At 59.8% G+C, this 15,740-nt stretch carries 15 protein-coding genes and 1 other RNA gene; 5 read left to right on the top strand and 11 right to left on the bottom strand.

Features of this window, described 5'->3' with window-relative positions; translation table 11 throughout:
* Window positions 1-27: 27 nt before the first annotated feature.
* The 4 genes from ilvC to miaA all read right to left on the bottom strand — a co-directional run bounded on the left by ilvC (window position 28) and on the right by miaA (window position 4,875).
* Window positions 28-1,047: a ketol-acid reductoisomerase gene (ilvC, locus tag VOI22_RS02520; RefSeq protein WP_028465502.1), complete on the bottom strand. Its 1,020-nt coding sequence runs from the start codon at window positions 1,045-1,047 to the stop codon at window positions 28-30.
* Window positions 1,048-1,184: 137 nt separating this feature from the next.
* Window positions 1,185-1,781 (bottom strand): acetolactate synthase small subunit, encoded by a 597-nt coding sequence (gene ilvN, locus VOI22_RS02515; RefSeq protein ID WP_323795015.1) that lies wholly within the window; start codon window positions 1,779-1,781, stop codon window positions 1,185-1,187.
* Between the two features lie 114 nt (window positions 1,782-1,895).
* Window positions 1,896-3,686 (bottom strand): acetolactate synthase 3 large subunit, encoded by a 1,791-nt coding sequence (locus VOI22_RS02510; RefSeq protein ID WP_323795014.1) that lies wholly within the window; start codon window positions 3,684-3,686, stop codon window positions 1,896-1,898.
* Between the two features lie 163 nt (window positions 3,687-3,849).
* Window positions 3,850-4,875 (bottom strand): tRNA (adenosine(37)-N6)-dimethylallyltransferase MiaA, encoded by a 1,026-nt coding sequence (gene miaA, locus VOI22_RS02505; protein WP_323795013.1) that lies wholly within the window; start codon window positions 4,873-4,875, stop codon window positions 3,850-3,852.
* On the opposite strand from miaA, the gene serB reads away from it, so the two are divergent.
* Window positions 4,874-5,770 carry a phosphoserine phosphatase SerB gene (gene serB, locus VOI22_RS02500; protein WP_323795012.1) on the top strand — a complete coding sequence of 299 codons (897 nt, stop codon included), beginning with the start codon at window positions 4,874-4,876 and terminating at the stop codon, window positions 5,768-5,770. The two genes, miaA and serB, sit on opposite strands and share 2 nt — an antisense overlap.
* 84 nt (window positions 5,771-5,854) lie before the next feature.
* On the opposite strand, the gene VOI22_RS02495 is transcribed toward serB, so the two are convergent.
* From VOI22_RS02495 to hflK, 4 genes are all read right to left on the bottom strand, one after another.
* A complete protein-coding gene (locus VOI22_RS02495; RefSeq protein ID WP_323795011.1) occupies window positions 5,855-7,354 on the bottom strand; it encodes a DegQ family serine endoprotease in 1,500 nt (499 codons plus the stop codon).
* Between the two features lie 278 nt (window positions 7,355-7,632).
* Window positions 7,633-7,821, bottom strand: a complete 189-nt coding sequence (locus tag VOI22_RS02490) for a DUF2065 domain-containing protein (protein ID WP_028465508.1) — start codon at window positions 7,819-7,821, stop codon at window positions 7,633-7,635.
* Window positions 7,822-7,860: 39 nt separating this feature from the next.
* Window positions 7,861-8,736, bottom strand: coding sequence for a protease modulator HflC (hflC, locus tag VOI22_RS02485; RefSeq protein WP_028465509.1), 876 nt, complete (start codon window positions 8,734-8,736; stop codon window positions 7,861-7,863).
* A complete protein-coding gene (hflK, locus tag VOI22_RS02480) occupies window positions 8,733-9,911 on the bottom strand; it encodes an FtsH protease activity modulator HflK (RefSeq protein WP_323795010.1) in 1,179 nt (392 codons plus the stop codon). Before hflK ends, hflC begins: the two co-directional genes overlap by 4 nt.
* Before the next feature lie 141 nt (window positions 9,912-10,052).
* On the opposite strand from hflK, the gene apbC reads away from it, so the two are divergent.
* Complete coding sequence (gene apbC, locus VOI22_RS02475) at window positions 10,053-11,207, top strand: iron-sulfur cluster carrier protein ApbC (RefSeq protein ID WP_323795009.1); 1,155 nt, start codon at window positions 10,053-10,055, stop codon at window positions 11,205-11,207.
* 8 nt (window positions 11,208-11,215) lie between these two features.
* Here the strand turns inward: apbC and VOI22_RS02470 are convergent, their stop codons facing one another.
* From VOI22_RS02470 to VOI22_RS02460, 3 genes are read right to left on the bottom strand one after another with little or no spacing between them, the layout of a single operon-like run.
* Window positions 11,216-11,734 carry a GNAT family N-acetyltransferase gene (locus VOI22_RS02470; RefSeq protein ID WP_323795008.1) on the bottom strand — a complete coding sequence of 173 codons (519 nt, stop codon included), beginning with the start codon at window positions 11,732-11,734 and terminating at the stop codon, window positions 11,216-11,218.
* Window positions 11,735-11,737: 3 nt separating this feature from the next.
* Window positions 11,738-12,262 (bottom strand): dihydrofolate reductase, encoded by a 525-nt coding sequence (locus tag VOI22_RS02465; protein ID WP_323795007.1) that lies wholly within the window; start codon window positions 12,260-12,262, stop codon window positions 11,738-11,740.
* An 8-nt stretch (window positions 12,263-12,270) separates the two neighbouring features.
* Entirely contained in the window at window positions 12,271-13,065 is a 795-nt protein-coding gene (locus VOI22_RS02460; protein ID WP_323795006.1) for a thymidylate synthase, read from the bottom strand.
* 172 nt (window positions 13,066-13,237) lie between these two features.
* On the opposite strand from VOI22_RS02460, the gene VOI22_RS02455 reads away from it, so the two are divergent.
* The 3 genes from VOI22_RS02455 (at window position 13,238) to VOI22_RS02445 (ending at window position 15,666) form a co-directional block, all read left to right on the top strand.
* Window positions 13,238-14,755 carry a tetratricopeptide repeat protein gene (locus VOI22_RS02455; protein ID WP_323795005.1) on the top strand — a complete coding sequence of 506 codons (1,518 nt, stop codon included), beginning with the start codon at window positions 13,238-13,240 and terminating at the stop codon, window positions 14,753-14,755.
* A 23-nt stretch (window positions 14,756-14,778) separates the two neighbouring features.
* Window positions 14,779-15,138: a transfer-messenger RNA gene (ssrA, locus tag VOI22_RS02450) on the top strand.
* Window positions 15,139-15,201: 63 nt separating this feature from the next.
* Complete coding sequence (locus VOI22_RS02445) at window positions 15,202-15,666, top strand: SspB family protein (RefSeq protein WP_416366140.1); 465 nt, start codon at window positions 15,202-15,204, stop codon at window positions 15,664-15,666.
* Window positions 15,667-15,740: the final 74 nt, after the last annotated feature.

Below are 15,740 nucleotides of genomic sequence, written 5' to 3'. Positions count from 1 at the left end.
TAGTTCTGCCAAATTAGTTCTGGCAGATTAGTTCTTCGCCTTATCGACGAGAGCGTTCTGGGAGATCCAGGGCATCATGGCGCGCAGCTTCTCGCCGACCACTTCGATGTCGTGCTCGGCAGCACGACGGCGCATGGTCTTGAAGCCGGCCTGCTTGACCTGGTTTTCCAGCATCCAGCGGCGCGCGAAGTCACCGGACTGGATGTCTTCGAGAACGTTCTTCATCTCCGCCTTCACCGCAGCGGTGATGATGCGCGGGCCGGTGACGTATTCGCCATACTCGGCCGTGTTGGAGATGGAGTAGTTCATGTTGGCGATGCCGCCTTCGAAGATCAGATCGACGATCAGCTTCACTTCGTGCAGGCACTCGAAATAGGCCATTTCCGGCGCATAACCGGCTTCGACCAGGGTTTCGTAACCAGCCTTGATCATCTCGCAGAGACCGCCACAGAGGACAGCCTGCTCGCCGAACAGATCGGTTTCGCACTCTTCCTTGAAGCTGGTCTCGATGGTGCCGGCCCGGCCGCCGCCAATGGCGGAGGAATAGGACAGCGCGATCTCGAGCGCATTGCCGGAGCCGTTCTGGTGCACAGCGACCAGGCACGGCACACCGCCGCCACGCACATACTCGGAGCGCACGGTGTGACCCGGGCCCTTCGGTGCGATCATGAAGACATCGAGGTCCGGACGCGGATCGATGAAGCTGAAGTGGATGTTGAAGCCGTGCGCGAATGCGATGGCAGTGCCTTCGCGCATGTTGTCCTTCAGGTCCTGATCATAGATGTCGGACTGGCCTTCATCCGGAGTCAGCATCATGACAACGTCAGCCCAGGCAGCGGCTTCGGCTGCGGTCATGCACTTCAGACCAGCGGCTTCGACCTTGGCACGGCTGGACGAATCTTCGCGCAGCGCGACGACGATGTCCTTCACGCCACTGTCTTTCAGGTTATTGGCGTGGGCATGGCCCTGGCTACCGTAACCGACAATCGCAACCTTCTTGTTCTTGATCAGATTGACGTCGGCATCCCGATCGTAATAGACGCGCATTTCTAGGCCCTCTCGTTTCCGTTCCTGTAACTCAACATTTTAGTGCAGCCCTCTGGCTCCCACCCGACGAATGCCGCCGGGCAGAATTAATCGAGCAACGGGTCGGGCTCCGATAGATCCCGCTGCCTCAGGCCCGTTCAGGCCTTTTTCTGTGCCTTCTTCCCCGCCGGCTGCTTGGCCTTCTTGCGGTTGACCTCCAGCGTGCTGAACACAGGCATGTCCAGATTGCTTCCCCGGGCGATAGCGACGACGCCGGTGCGGGACACCTCGATTGCGCCAAGCCCGCTCATAAGCTCGACAAACGCCGTGATCTTGGACGGGCTGCCGGTCAGCTCGAAGACGAAGCTTTCAAGCGTGCTGTCGATGGCACGGGCACGGAACATGTCCGCAATCCGGAGTGCCTCGATACGGTGCTCGCCGACATTGCGGATTTTGATCAGCGCCAGCTCGCGTTCCAAGTGCGGGCCCTCAAGGGTCAAATCGTGCACGGAATGAACCGGCACGAGCCGGCCGAGCTGGGCCTTGATCTGAGCAATGATCAGCGGCGTCCCGGTGGTCACGATGGTGATCCGGGACAAGTGCGCCGCCGTGTCGACTGAAGAGACCGTCAGGCTTTCGATATTATAGCCGCGGCCGGAAAACAGGCCGATGACACGGGCAAGAACCCCCGGCTCGTCGTCCACCAGCACGGCAAGAGTGTGGGTCGCTTCTGCGATTTCAGTGGTTGCGTTCACGATACGCTCCGAATTCTGGGCGGCCGACCGGCCGCCGATACCTTATAGAGTGAATGGACGGATGGCGCCCGCGCCTTTTCCGGCAAGCGGGCGACGCACCTTCAGGCGGGATTTCTAGACCAGAACCATCCCGTTCTCCGACGTCTCCAGTTCCGCCTTGTCGTCCGGTCCGAGCAGCATTTCGTAATGCGCAGCGCCGGACGGGATCATCGGGAAGCAGTTCTCGTCCTTCTTGACCATGATATCGGCCAGCACGAAACGGTCTGTCTCCAGCATCTCCATGATGACATCGTCGAGCTGGTCGACAGTCTCGGCCCGCAAGCCGACGCCACCGAAGGCTTCCGCGACCTTGATGAAATCCGGCAGGCTCTCCGAATAGCTCTCGGAGTAACGGCCGCCATGGTTCAGCTCCTGCCACTGCCGGACCATGCCCATCCACTGATTGTTGACGATGAAGGACTTCACCGGCAGCCGGTACTGGGCGAGCGTCGACAGCTCCTGAATATTCATCAGATATGAGGCTTCGCCTGCAATATCGATCACCGTTGAGTCCGGATGCGCGATCTGCACGCCCATCGCCGCCGGCAGGCCGTAGCCCATCGTGCCGAGACCACCGGAGGTCATCCAGCGGTTAGGCTCCTCGAAACCGAAATACTGGGCCGCCCACATCTGGTGCTGGCCGACTTCGGTGGTGATGTAGGTGTCACGATCACGGGTCAGCTCATACAGCCGCTTGATCGCGTGCTGCGGCTTGATGATCGAGGTATCTTCCGTGAACGCCAGACACTTGCGCGCGCGCCATTTCTCGATCTGCGCCCACCACTTTTCAAGCGGCTTGGCATTGGCCTTGTAGCCCTTGGCTTTCCAGACCTTGATCATCTGCTCCAGGACATTCGCCGCATCGCCGATGATCGGCAGATCAACAACCACATTCTTGTTGATCGAACTCGGGTCGATATCGACATGCACCTTGGTCGAATTCGGCGAGAAGTCGGCGATCCGGCCCGTCACCCGGTCATCAAACCGCGCGCCGATATTGATCATCACGTCGCAATTATACATCGCCAGATTGGCTTCGTAGGTCCCGTGCATGCCGAGCATGCCGAGGAACTGACGATCCTGCGACGGATAGGCGCCGAGGCCCATCAGCGTCAGGGTTGTCGGTGCCTGGGTCAGACGCACCAGCTCGGCATAGAGTTTGGAGGCCTTCGGGCCGGCATTGATCAGGCCACCGCCGCCATAGAAGATCGGCCGCTTGGCTTTTGCGAGCAGATCGACCGCACGCTCGATGGCGCTCTCGTCACCCTTTACCTGCGGCTTGTAGCTGGGATGCGCGTTCCCGTTCGGGGCATAATAAGGGCCTTCCGCGAACAGAATGTCTTTCGGCAGATCGACCACGACCGGACCCGGACGGCCGGTGGTGGCGACATAGACCGCCTCATGAATAGTGTCGGCCAGCCGGGTGATGTCTTTCACCAGGTAATTATGCTTGGTGCACGGCCGGGTGATGCCCGTCGTATCCGCTTCCTGGAAAGCGTCATTGCCGATCAGATGCGTCGGCACCTGGCCGGTCAGGCAGACAATCGGAATGGAGTCCATCAGCGCGTCGGTCAGACCGGTCACTGCATTGGTCGCGCCCGGGCCAGAGGTAACCAGAACGCAACCGACCTTGCCGGTCGAACGCGCATACCCTTCCGCCGCATGCACGGCCGCCTGTTCATGGCGCACAAGAATGTGACGGATACGATTGGACTTGAAGATCTCGTCATAGATCGGCAATACCGCCCCGCCGGGATAGCCGAATACTACTTCTACGCCCTGATCCTGCAACGCTTTGAGAATGATCGCCGCCCCATTCATCTGGGCGTCAGGTTTTCGGGTATGCGGCGTGCGCGGGGTAGCCATTTTACCGTTCCTCTCTCAAATCACATTCGCAGTTGCGGTATAAACCGCGCCCGCCACCGGGCGGGATTGATCAGATAAAATTCTGTCAAATCAGTAAGATCAACAGAAACTCAGACAAATATCGCGACACCAAAGGCGTCGCGACGGGCCGGAACCTAGACCGTCAGCTATGACCGGTCAACAGAAACTGACGAATATTATTAAAGATTTTTTCATCCGATCTTTCCGAATATTGCTCGTGCAGGGTCAAATTTGCATGAACCTGATTACGGAACCATGTCATTTGACGTTTCGCATAGCGCCGCGTGTCCCGTTGCGCGATCCGAATGCATTCCTCACGAGACGACTTTCCCTTAATAAATTCAATCAGTTGCGGAACACCCAAAGCCTTCATAGCTGGCAAGGCAGGATCGAGATCGAACGCCATCAGAGCCTCCACCTCCTCTAATGCGCCGCGCTCCAGCATTTTTTCGAAGCGTCCATCGCAACTGCGATACAAAGACGCACGTTCCGGCAACAGTGTGACAGTGAAGAAGTCGATGCCTTCCGGCGGTTCCGCCGCGCGCTCCTGCCAGGCGGAAAGCGGCTGCCCCGTTTCCTGCAGCACTTCCCAGGCCCGGATCAGCCGCTGGCTGTCACCATCGTGCAGGCGCGCAGCCAGTACAGGGTCCCCCTCCGCCAGCCTTTGCCGGAGTGCTGCCCCACCGATCTCAGCATGAAGCGCACGCGCCTCGGTCCGCACGGCGGGTGAGACCTCGGGCATTTCGGAAAGACCGTGTGTCAGGGCGCGCAGATAGAGTCCGGTACCGCCGCAGAGGATCGGCACCCTACCCGCCTGCGCGGCTTCGTGGATTTCGGCAAGGGCATGGTCGCGCCAGAGTGCAGCCGAGCAGACTTCTGCCGCGCCAAGAAATCCGTAGAGCCGATGCGGCGCCCGCTCCAGATCGACCGGATCGGGCCGGGCGGTGATGATGTCCAACTCCCGGTAAACCTGCATCGAATCCGCATTGATGACAGTCCCGCCCAACTCCGCGGCGAGATCGACGGCGAGCGCAGATTTACCGCTCGCGGTCGGACCGCCGATGACAATGGCCCGGATCGCACCGTCCCGGATTGTGCCGGGGCCGTCTTCCATATCTGAAACTTCGCTGGACATGCCCATGGCGATTACGCGATAAGCCGGGCCCATGCAATATGTCCTCACTCTGACGTCAAATCCGGCCGCCCCAGCAATCGACAGCGCCGTCGTCTCCATAGTAGAGACGGCCTTGCGCGATGGCGGTCTGACAATCGGCGTAATCGACTGGCTCGATCCCGACGCAGCCGCTGATCTTCCGTTCGACGGCGCCATGCCGGCCGACCTGACAGCAACTCTGCAAGAGGCCCTTTCCGGGATCGATGTGGACGTGAACCTGCAGAGCGCTTCGGACCGTCGGAAGAAGCTGCTCATCGCCGATATGGATTCCACAGTCATCACCTCCGAATCCCTCGATGATCTCGCTGCCTATGCCGGGATCGGCGACAAGATCGCCCCGATCACCTTTCGTGCCATGCGCGGTGAGCTCGATTTTGAGGAAGCCCTGAAGGAACGGGTCGCGATGTTGGCGGGGCATCCCTCCAGCCTGCTTGACCGCCTCTTGGCCGAGGTCGAGATCACTCCGGGGGCACAGGCCCTTGTTGCCACCATGCGGCGCGACGGAGCCTATACCGCCCTTGTCTCCGGCGGCTTCACATCGCTGACTGGCCCGGTGCGCGAGCGGCTGGGTTTCCATACCGACCGTGCCAACACGCTGAACGTCGCCAATGGCAGTTTTACCGGGACCGTCGGCGAGCCGATCCTGGGACGGGATGCGAAACTCGTTGCCCTCAACGAATTCTGCGCCGAACTCGGCATTGGTCCGGCCAACGCCGTCACTGTCGGCGACGGGGCGAACGATCTGGCCATGTTGCAGGCCGCGGGCATGGGTGTCGCTTTCCGTGGCAAACCGGCCGTCCGCGAGGCGGCAGGTTTCCGGATCGATCACGGAGACCTTAGTGCGCTGCTCCACCTGCAAGGATACAAGCGATCCGATTTTGCCGATTGAACGGCGCTAAAAACAACGGCGCCGGTCTTTCGACCGGCGCCGCGCGTCGCACCCGCTAGGGCTGCCTGGGGGGGCGGGGGAGAATTAGCCCTCAGTAATGCGGAGTGCGACAAACCTCATTTCACCACCGCGATTGACGGTAAGTAGAACCGACTTCTTGCCAGCGTCCTTGGCTTTCGCGATACCCTTCTGGACGCTGGACGGTGACATCACAGGCGTCTGCTGCACCTCGACGATCACATCGCCTACCCGCAGATCGCGGGCCGACGGGCCATTCGGGTCAACATCCGTGACCACTACGCCCTTGGCATCGTCTCCAAGAGAGAACTTACCCCGCATGTCGTCGCTGATCGCTGACAATTCAAGGCCCAGCGACTCAACACGGTCAGGTTTAGCCGGCTCCGGCTGCGGACCACCACTGGTAAGCAGGGCTTTTTTCTCGGCTTCCTCAAGCTCACCGATATTCGCGGTGACCTTGACCAGCTTGCCTCCACGCCAGAGTTCTACCGGCACGTCCTTGCCGATCGGCGTCTGGGCGACGATCTTCGGCAGCTCACGCATTGAGTCGACGTCACGTTTGTTGAACTTCAGGATCACGTCGCCAGCGCGGATACCCGCCGACTTCGCCGGGCCCTTGTCGTTGACATGAGCGACGAGAGCGCCACGTGCACTGTCGAGAGACAAGCTTTCGGCAACTTCATCCGTCACTTCCTGGATCCGCACTCCGAGCCAGCCACGACGGGTCCGACCGAATTCACGCAGCTGCTTGACGACAGGGTCGGCCAACGCCGCGGAAACCGCGAAGCCGATGCCAACCGAACCACCCGATTGAGAGAAGATCACGGTGTTCACACCGATCACCTCGCCATCGATATTGAACAGCGGGCCACCGGAATTACCCTTGTTGATGGCTGCATCCGTCTGGATGAAGTCATCATACGGGCCCTGCCCGATATCGCGGCCCCGGGCCGAAACGATCCCAGCCGTGACTGTTCCGCCGAGACCAAACGGGTTACCGATAGCGACAACCCAGTCGCCGACACGCATCTTGTCCGAGTTGCCGAATTTCACCACCGGCAGATCAACCTCACGCGGATCGAACTTCAGCACGGCAATGTCTGTTTTCGGATCGGTGCCGACCAGAGTCGCCTCGAACTCCCTATCGTCCTGCATGCGGACCACGATTTCGTCCGCGTCGCGGATGACATGGTTGTTGGTCACCACATAGCCAGCCTTGTCGACAATGAATCCGGAACCGAGGGACTGTGCCCGACGGGAGCGCGGCTCACCGTTCGGACGCATCCGGTCCTCGAATTCCTTGAAGAATTCCTCGAACGGCGTGCCTGGCGGTAATGCGCGATCATCGCTTGATGCTGTAATGGTCTGCGTCGTCGAGATGTTGACCACGGCCGGAAGCAACTTCTCCGCAAGATCGGCAAAGGTCTCCGGCGCAGCCCTGGCAATCGCAGGGTTTACCGGCATAAACACCGGCACGGCCACGGCAACCGCCATGAAACCGGCCACCAAACCGTTCCTCAGGCTTCGGCTGACCGAGTGTGAGATTTCCGTGGGGACGCCTGTCATAGTTTGAACGCTCCTTGGCAAAGCTTGTATCTATTTTGGGTATCGGGACTCTATCCCGGCCCGGAAGCGGCGGACCTTTGGCCCGTCAACAGAAGTAAATCTTTTCGCCCCGCTTTATACGCCAACAAAGGTAGGGACGATCGAACGGCTTTCAACGCTGCCCCTCAATAATGTCAGGTATAGCGACCGTGTGTGGCGGCAATGTGGTGAGGATCGAGCAACTGTGTCTGAATTGGGGCAATTGCCATCCCCTCCCTCTCCGGGAAGCAGCGAACGCCTTAAACGGCGCGCAAAAACCAGGCAAGCACGAAGCCGAGGACCATCGCCGCGAGGCCAACGCGCCGCAGCACGCCTTCATCCAGCTCCAGCGCCATCCGCATCATTGCCTTCATTCGGCCCGGCATCAGTACGTAAAGACAGCCTTCGATAAAAAAAACGAGGGCGAGCGCCGTCAGGAAATCCGTCACGGCACTGCCCTCGTCTGTTTCCGAGCCGCGTCGGCTCCGCTATTGCGGAGCCGGCGCGCCTTCGATGTTCTTGAAGAATTTGAAGAAGTCGCTATCCGGGGACAGTACCATCGTCGTATCGCCGCCGGTCATCGCCTTCCGATAGGCCTGCATCGACCGGTAGAAAGCGAAGAATTCCGGATCCTTGCCGAACGCTTTCGCATAAATACGGATCGCTTCAGCGTCGCCCTGACCACGCAGGATTTCGGACTGCTTCTTGGCTTCAGCGACGATCACGACACGCTGCTTGTCGGCATCGGCGCGGATCTTCTGCGCTTCTTCCTGACCCTGTGCCCGGAATTCCTTGGCCTCTCGTTCACGCTCGGACTTCATCCGGTTGTAAATGTTGAGGCTGGTTTCTTCCGGATAATCCGCACGGCGAATTCGCACCTCGACCAGCTCCATACCGAGCGGCCGGGCACCGTCATTCGCCTGCTGGCGAATACTGGCCATGATCGAGATCCGCTGATCCGAGAGAATGCTCAGCAGCGTTTCGTTACCAAGCACACGACGCAGTGCGGAGTTGATGATCGGGCTCAAACGCGAACGGGCGCCCATCTCATCCTTCACGGTCTGGAAGAACAGCAACGGGTCAACGATCTTGAAGCGTGCGTAGGAATCCACGTCGAGACGCTTCTGGTCAGACAGGATGACCTGCTGCTTCGGCGGATCGAGATCCAGCACGCGCTTGTCGTAATAGACCACGTTCTGCCAAGGCAACTTGACCTTCAGGCCAGGATCCTTGACCGCTTCGATCGGTGCACCGAACTGCAGGACAATGGCCTGCTGAACCTGCGGCACGACGAAAAGCGACGTGAAAGCGACAAACCCGGCGCCCAGTACCAGGACGCCTAAGACTGCGAGGCCCTTATTCATTGCGTGCCTCCCGAGGTCGTACTGTTCTTCTGCATCTGTTTCTGCACTTCAGGCAGAGGCAGATAAGGCACCACGCCGGAGCCACCGTCCGCGCTGTCGATGATGATCTTGTTCACGTTTCCGAGGACCTCTTCCATGGTCTCCAGATAGATACGCTTCTGGGTGACCTCCTTGGCAGCCGAATAGGCCTTGTAGACCGACTCGAAACGGTCCGCGTCACCGATAGCGCGGTTGGTGACTTCCTGACGGAAAGCGTCCGCCTCTTCGATCATCTGCGCCGCTTCACCGCGAGCCCGCGGAACCACGTCATTGCGGAAAGTCTCGGCTTCGTTCTTCAGCCGGTCCTTATCCTGACGGGCACGCTGCACTTCGTTGAAGGCATCGATCACCTGCTTCGGCGGATCGACCGCCAGCAGCTGAACCTGCCGCACAGAAACGCCGGCACCGTATTCAGTCAGCAAGTTCTGCAGATCTTCCTGCACCGTGCTTTCGATCAGCTGACGACCTTCGGTCAGAGCGACCTGGATCGGCCGCTTGCCGATGGCGTCGCGCATGGCCGATTCCGCCGCCATTTTCACGGTTTCCTCGGGATCCTGCAGATTGAACAGGAAGTCGCCGGCTTCGGCGATCCGCCAGAACACGACGAAATCGATATCGACGATGTTTTCATCGCCGGTAATCATCTGGCTCTCTTCCGGCACGTCGCGCTGAACCGAGCTGCGGCCGGAGCCGTCGCCAGAACTGCGATAACCGATTTCGACCCGGTTTTCGCGGGTCACGTCAGGCCGGATCACACCTCCGATCGGAGCCGGATAATTCCAGTGCAAACCAGGCTCCGTCGGCACACCGGTATAGCGGCCAAACACAAGCTCGATGCCCTGTTCGTTCGGTTGCACCCGATAAAGTCCGGAAAACAGCCAAAGAGCCAGAAGGCCGATGACGACCAGTGTAACTCCCGTCGGCCCGCCCATGCCGCGCGGCAAAAAGCGCTTCAGCCGTTCCTGACCCTGACGGATCACCTCGTCAATGTCAGGCGGCTGCTGACCGCCTCCGCCTGGCCCGCGACCACCCCACGGGGACTTACCGCCACCGCCGCTGCCGCCGCCAGACCCGTTACCACCGCCGCCGCCCCAAGGACCGCCGCCGCCACCACCACCTTGATTACTCCAAGGCATCTATGTTTCCCCTCATCATAAAGCGCTCGTCGCTCTTAGCAGATGCCCCACCTGTTGCAAAGGAATAGGGGAAGCGTATATCTGCTTGCGCACGACAATACAGTGCAACCGCATATTGGCCAAAAGCCGGAGAAATCAAGCATGGCACGGGTAACCGAAGATCAGATCCTGGCAGCCCTGAAGGCTGTAGAAGACCCTGACAAGGGGCAGGACATCGTCTCACTAGGCATGGTGAGCGGCCTTGTCGTGAAAGATGGCAATGTCGGCTTCGCTATCGAGGTCGACCCGAAGCGGGGCCCTCAGCTGGAGCCACTGCGTCAGGCCGCCGAGAAGGCCGTGGACACAATTCCGGGAGTCCTTTCTGTCACCGCCGTGCTGACGGCGCACAATCCGGGTGGCCAAGGTCAGCAGGCCCCGCAGCCGGCTCAAGCGCAGGCACAGGCCCCGGCAGGAGCCCCGCAGTCCCGCCCGGCGCAAAATACGCAAAAGACCTTGGTACCCGGTATCAAGTCGATCATTGCCGTTGCTTCGGGCAAGGGCGGTGTCGGAAAATCCACCACCGCCATCAACCTCGCTCTCGCGCTGAAGGCCTCGGGCCTCACCGTCGGCATTCTGGATGCGGACATTTACGGCCCGTCCCTGCCCCGCATGATGGGTATTTCCGGCCGCCCGACGACGGATGACGGCAAGATCCTGAAGCCGCTCGAGCGGTTCGGCGTCAAATGCATGTCGATCGGCTTCCTGGTGCCGGAAGACACCCCGACCATCTGGCGCGGCCCGATGGTGATGAGCGCGCTGGAACAGATGCTGCGTGATGTGCTCTGGGGCGAGCTTGACGTGCTCGTCGTCGACATGCCGCCGGGCACAGGCGATGCCCAGCTCACCATGTCCCAACGTGTTCCGCTGGCCGGCGCGGTGATCGTCTCGACACCGCAGGACATTGCCCTGCTGGATGCCCGCAAGGGCCTCAACATGTTCCGCAAAGTCGATGTGCCGGTGCTCGGCATCATCGAGAACATGAGCTACTTCCTCTGCCCGAGTTGCGGCGAACGCTCAGACATTTTCGGGCATGGCGGGGCCCGCGACGAAGCGGAGCGGATCGGTGTCGACTTCCTCGGCGAAGTCCCGCTGCACATGGATATCCGCGAGACCTCGGACGCCGGAAACCCGATCGTGGTCTCGGCCCCGGACAGCGCGCATTCAGTTGCCTACAAGGCAATTGCAGAGAAGGTCTGGAGCAAGATCGGCAGCGGTGACACCGGGAGCCGGGCGGCTCCGAACATCGTCTTCAACTAGGCGCTAACTTAGAGACCGGCAATGGCGCTGCGCCGCTCCATGATCGTGGTGTCGCGCCATTGCCCTGCCATCGGGCCATAGGTCATCTTCGCGATCCGTTCACGCGTACCGAGGATACGGAAGCCATGGGCTTCATGCAGCCGGATACTGGCTTTGTTTTCCGGGAAGATGCTGGTTTGCAGGGTCCAGAACCCGGCCTGCTCGGACTGCTTGATGAGCGTTTCGAGCAGAATCCGCCCGACCCCCATACCGCGCGCCTCCGGCGCGATATAGATGCTGTGCTCCGCGACCCCGCGATAGACTGCGCGGCTTGAAATCGGCGTCAAGCCGAGCCAACCGACGACAACATTGTCAGCAAGCGCCACCAGCCGGCATTCGGACAGATATTTCGCATCGAACGCGGCCCAGTCCGGTGCCTGCGCTTCGAAAGTTGCATGGCCGGTATCAATCCCGGCCTGATAGATCGCAAGCACCCGCTCCGCGTCACCCGGCTCCATGGCGCGCAGGCTGACCACTCTGTCGTTCATTTCTCAGCCCCGCTCCAGCGTGACAAAACTGTGCGCAGGCGTATCGCCGTCCGCCGGGTGATCTTCCCGCTCCGTCTCGTGCCACTCTGCCCGGTCGAAATCGGGAAAGCGGGTCTGACCTTCCACGTCGACGTGGATTTCCGTCAAATGCAGGCGCTTCACCTTGTCGAAGGCCTGGCGATAGATCTCGGCACCGCCAAAGACGATAATCTCGTCGACACCATCCGTCAGCGCCACACGGCGGGCGACGTCCAGCGCCTCGTCGAGATCATGCACCACCTCGACGCCCTCGACCTTGAAGCCACGATCACGGGTGACGACAATATTGGTTCGGCCCGGCAGGGGTTTGCCGATTGACTGAAAGGTCTTGCGGCCCATCACCAGGGGTTTCCCCATGGTCATCCGCTTCACCCGCTTCAGGTCCGCCGGCAGGTGCCAGGGCATCTTCTCGCCATCCCCGATTACGCCATTGTCGGACATTGCAACAACGATGACCGGCACCGGAAACTGCACAACCTTATCGTCCATGCCCATCTCTAGACCGCGACCGGCGCGGAGATATGCGGTGCGGCCTCGTAGCCAACAAGCTCGAAATCGTCATAGCGGAACGCAAACAGGTCAGTAACCTCCGGGTTGATGCGCATGATGGGCAGACGTCCGGGTACACGCTGCAACTGCTCGCGGGCCTGATCGAAATGGTTACGGTAGAGGTGGGTATCCCCGAAAGAATGGACGAAATCGCCGGGCTGCAAACCGGTGACCTGAGCCATCATCAGGGTCAGCAAAGCGTAGGATGCGATATTGAACGGCACGCCGAGAAAGATATCCGCGCTGCGCTGGTAGAGCTGGCAGGACAGCTTGCCGTCCGCAACATAGAACTGGAACAGGCAGTGACACGGCGGCAAGGCCATTTTCGGCACGTCTGCAGGGTTCCAGGCGGTAACGATCAGGCGCCGAGAATCCGGCCGTTCGCGGATATCGTCAAGCAGGTTCCGGATCTGGTCGATAGTCCCGCCATCCTTGTCCGGCCAGGAGCGCCATTGATGCCCGTAGACCGGCCCGAGGTCACCGTTCTCGTCCGCCCATTCATTCCAGATCCGGACACCGTTCTCTTGCAGGTATGCGATGTTGGTATCGCCCGCGAGGAACCAGAGCAGCTCATGGATGATGGATTTCAGATGCAGCTTCTTGGTCGTCAAAACCGGAAAGCCCTGCGCCAGGTCGAAGCGCATCTGATGGCCGAAGATCGACCGCGTACCGGTCCCGGTCCGGTCAGTCTTGTCGGCGCCTTCCTCCAGTACCTTCGCCATCAGATCGAGATATTGCCGCATGGATAGACAGTCCCGTCACGCTCATTGAGAAACGGCACATATTGTGAACCGGGACCACGCTAACGCAAGAGGTTGCAGGACAGTATGGCAATGACGATTGACAGATCCCTGAATCCGCTCGCACTTTTGCCTCGCAATTCCTTCGCTCCGAAACCGGACCGGGACCGCCTAAATGCCAGAAAACCGCGACTCCCTTTTGGCCGACTGCCAACAGCTCATGGCCAACGGAAAGTGGAATGAGGCGCGCTCCCGTCTGGAAAATGCGTTCACGGCATCCCCCAACGATGTTCTGATTGCCTATACCCTCGCATCGGCCTGTCGCCTTTCAGGCGCATCGGATCGTGCCGCGCTGCTATTCCACGCCATCCACACCGCCCTCCCCGATATGGCAGAGGCGGCGACCGGACTGGCCTTCAGCCTCGCCGAACTCAACAGGGCCAACGAGGCAACAAATCTACTCCGCCAGTATCTGGTGCGGCATCCGGAGCAGGCTTCGGCTTACGGGGCGCTTGCGGAGATCTGGATGAAGTCCGGTGTTTTCGCTGCAGTGACACGCACTTTCAAGGCAACAGCCATACTCGCTCCCACAGCGGATAATCTCGGCAACCTCGCAGAATCCCTCAGCCTCCAACGCTCCTTCGAACTGGCCGAACAGCACTACCAGAGGGCGCTCGCCAAAGCGCCCGGCTCGGCCAAACTGCAGCTGAATTATGCGGTCCATTTGCTCACGCAGGGAAAAACCAACGAAGGCTGGAAATATTTCGAGGCACGCCTTCATCCCGATGTCGCCGACGCCCCCATCCGGATACTCTCCCTGCCCCGCTGGGACGGTAACACGCTTGCCGACAAGCATATTCTAGTCGTTAGCGAGCAAGGGTTGGGCGATGAGATCAGACTGGCCGCGATGTTGCCGGAACTTGCCGGGAAGGCGCGTGCCCTCACTGTTGAATGCGATCCTCGCCTGGTTTCTCTTTTCAAACGGTCCATCCCGAGCGTAAATTTTCACGCCTTTTCACGGATCAAAAAAAGCGGTCGCGGACATTACACTTATGGCTGGCTCCCGCGCGACGGCGGCCCGGAATGCTATATTGAAATCGGTAGCCTGCCGCTGATGCTCGGCCATGGACTTACCATGCCCGAGAATGTGGGCGGCTTTCTGGTGCCGTCGGTCACATTACAGGACGAGATCGACGACAAGCTGAGGGTGGCCGCGAAGGGGCGCTCCCTCGTCGGCTTGTCCTGGGCGAGCAGCGCCCGGCAATTCGGAAGGGCAACCAACTACCCACCTCCCGAATCATGGCGGCGCCTGCTGGACCTGCCGGATATATGCCTCGTTTCTCTTCAATATGGCGCGGCTGCCCGGGCCGTGAAAGAGATAGAAGAAGCGACTGGCCACAAGGTTTTACAGCTTGAGGAACTCGATCTGCGCGACGATCTGGAAGCACTGGCCGCACTCGAAGCATCGCTTGATCTGGTACTGTCCGTCGGGAATGCCACTGCCGCACTCTCAGGTGCGGTGGGCACAAAAACATTGGAATTACTGGCATCTCCGGGTTGGGTCCCTCTTCTGAACGATCGGGATTCTTTTCTTGGGGCGACCCACCGGGTGGCGCAACAGCAGCTTGGTGACTGGATTTATCCCGTCGAGAGGGTGCGAGAGCTTGCATTGACGCACCTACGGAAACGGTAACCCCCCACGATCTTGCCAACTCTCCTCTTTTTCCTGAGGCAACAAGCGCCTATATTCAGTGCGTCGGGAAACCGACTATGGCGATAAACGGCCTGTGGAATAGGCATTGCGGACCCGGGGGCGGTACCCGGCGCCTCCACCAAAGATCTCCGGTCTCTCGACCGGCTCCTTGGGGGCGAAATAGGATCGACGCGTGTAGTAAAGACAGAACTTTCGCTCGGCATGGTACCACCGATATCGGGCCATTATAGTAGTTGCAAATGACAACAACTATGCGGAAGCACGTCTCGCTGCGTAAGCAGTCAGATGTCTTCATTTAAGTCCTAAGGGTTCGCACCTTTAGGCGGGGTTTGGGGCGCACCTGGCAACAGAAGCGTCCCGCTGAATTTGAGTATGCTGACGGACGAATACCGGGGGAAATTTTGGAAGAACCTTTCCAGTACGATATGATGGTGGATGAAGCGCTGCGCGGCGTTGTTCGGCGCGCGCTGAAGCAGGTCGCCCAGCACGGCCTCCCCGGAAATCACCATTTCTACATCACTTTCAAGACCCGGGGAGAAGGCGTTTCGATCCCTCCCTACCTGCTTGAAAAATATGCGGACGAGATGACCATCGTGCTCCAGTTCCAGTTCTGGGACCTGGAAATCGAGGAAGAGTTCTTCAGCGTCGCGCTCAGCTTCAACGATGTTCGCGAAAGGCTTGTGATCCCGTTCGCCGCGATCACCGGCTTCGCCGACCCGTCGGTGAAATTCGGCCTTCAGTTCCAGACACTGGAGGACGGTGAGCTCAGCGAAGCGGAGCTGCTAGAGACGTCCGACGACGAGACCGACGATCCAACGCCAGAGGGTGAAGACGATGGTGCGGCCATGGGCCAAGTCGTCTCCCTCGATACTTTTCGGAAGAAGAAATAAGTCCGGCGGCCGCCTCACGGTAAAGACCGGATACATTTCGACGGAGGCGGCACCGCTTCCGCAAGAGAGATATA

It is taken from the genome of Nisaea sp., from assembly GCF_034670185.1.
Classification (GTDB): Bacteria; Pseudomonadota; Alphaproteobacteria; order Thalassobaculales; family Thalassobaculaceae; genus Nisaea.
The sequence above is the reverse complement of the archived record's forward strand: the minus strand, read 5'-3'. Positions and strand labels throughout refer to the sequence as shown.

Bases quoted from the DNA above. Each gene is read 5' to 3' on its own strand.
- VOI22_RS02470 (WP_323795008.1), bottom strand. From the start codon at position 11,734: ATGAACGACAGAGTGGTCAGCCTGCGCGCCATGGAGCCGGGTGACGCG.
- VOI22_RS02495 (WP_323795011.1), bottom strand. From the start codon at position 7,354: ATGACAGGCGTCCCCACGGAAATCTCACACTCGGTCAGCCGAAGCCTG.
- VOI22_RS02510 (WP_323795014.1), bottom strand. From the start codon at position 3,686: ATGGCTACCCCGCGCACGCCGCATACCCGAAAACCTGACGCCCAGATG.
- VOI22_RS02455 (WP_323795005.1), top strand. From the start codon at position 13,238: ATGCCAGAAAACCGCGACTCCCTTTTGGCCGACTGCCAACAGCTCATG.
- VOI22_RS02460 (WP_323795006.1), bottom strand. From the start codon at position 13,065: ATGCGGCAATATCTCGATCTGATGGCGAAGGTACTGGAGGAAGGCGCC.
- apbC (WP_323795009.1), top strand. From the start codon at position 10,053: ATGGCACGGGTAACCGAAGATCAGATCCTGGCAGCCCTGAAGGCTGTA.
- serB (WP_323795012.1), top strand. From the start codon at position 4,874: ATGCAATATGTCCTCACTCTGACGTCAAATCCGGCCGCCCCAGCAATC.
- hflK (WP_323795010.1), bottom strand. From the start codon at position 9,911: ATGCCTTGGAGTAATCAAGGTGGTGGTGGCGGCGGCGGTCCTTGGGGC.
- VOI22_RS02465 (WP_323795007.1), bottom strand. From the start codon at position 12,262: ATGGACGATAAGGTTGTGCAGTTTCCGGTGCCGGTCATCGTTGTTGCA.
- hflC (WP_028465509.1), bottom strand. From the start codon at position 8,736: ATGAATAAGGGCCTCGCAGTCTTAGGCGTCCTGGTACTGGGCGCCGGG.
- VOI22_RS02445 (WP_416366140.1), top strand. From the start codon at position 15,202: ATGATGGTGGATGAAGCGCTGCGCGGCGTTGTTCGGCGCGCGCTGAAG.
- ilvC (WP_028465502.1), bottom strand. From the start codon at position 1,047: ATGCGCGTCTATTACGATCGGGATGCCGACGTCAATCTGATCAAGAAC.
- miaA (WP_323795013.1), bottom strand. From the start codon at position 4,875: ATGGGCCCGGCTTATCGCGTAATCGCCATGGGCATGTCCAGCGAAGTT.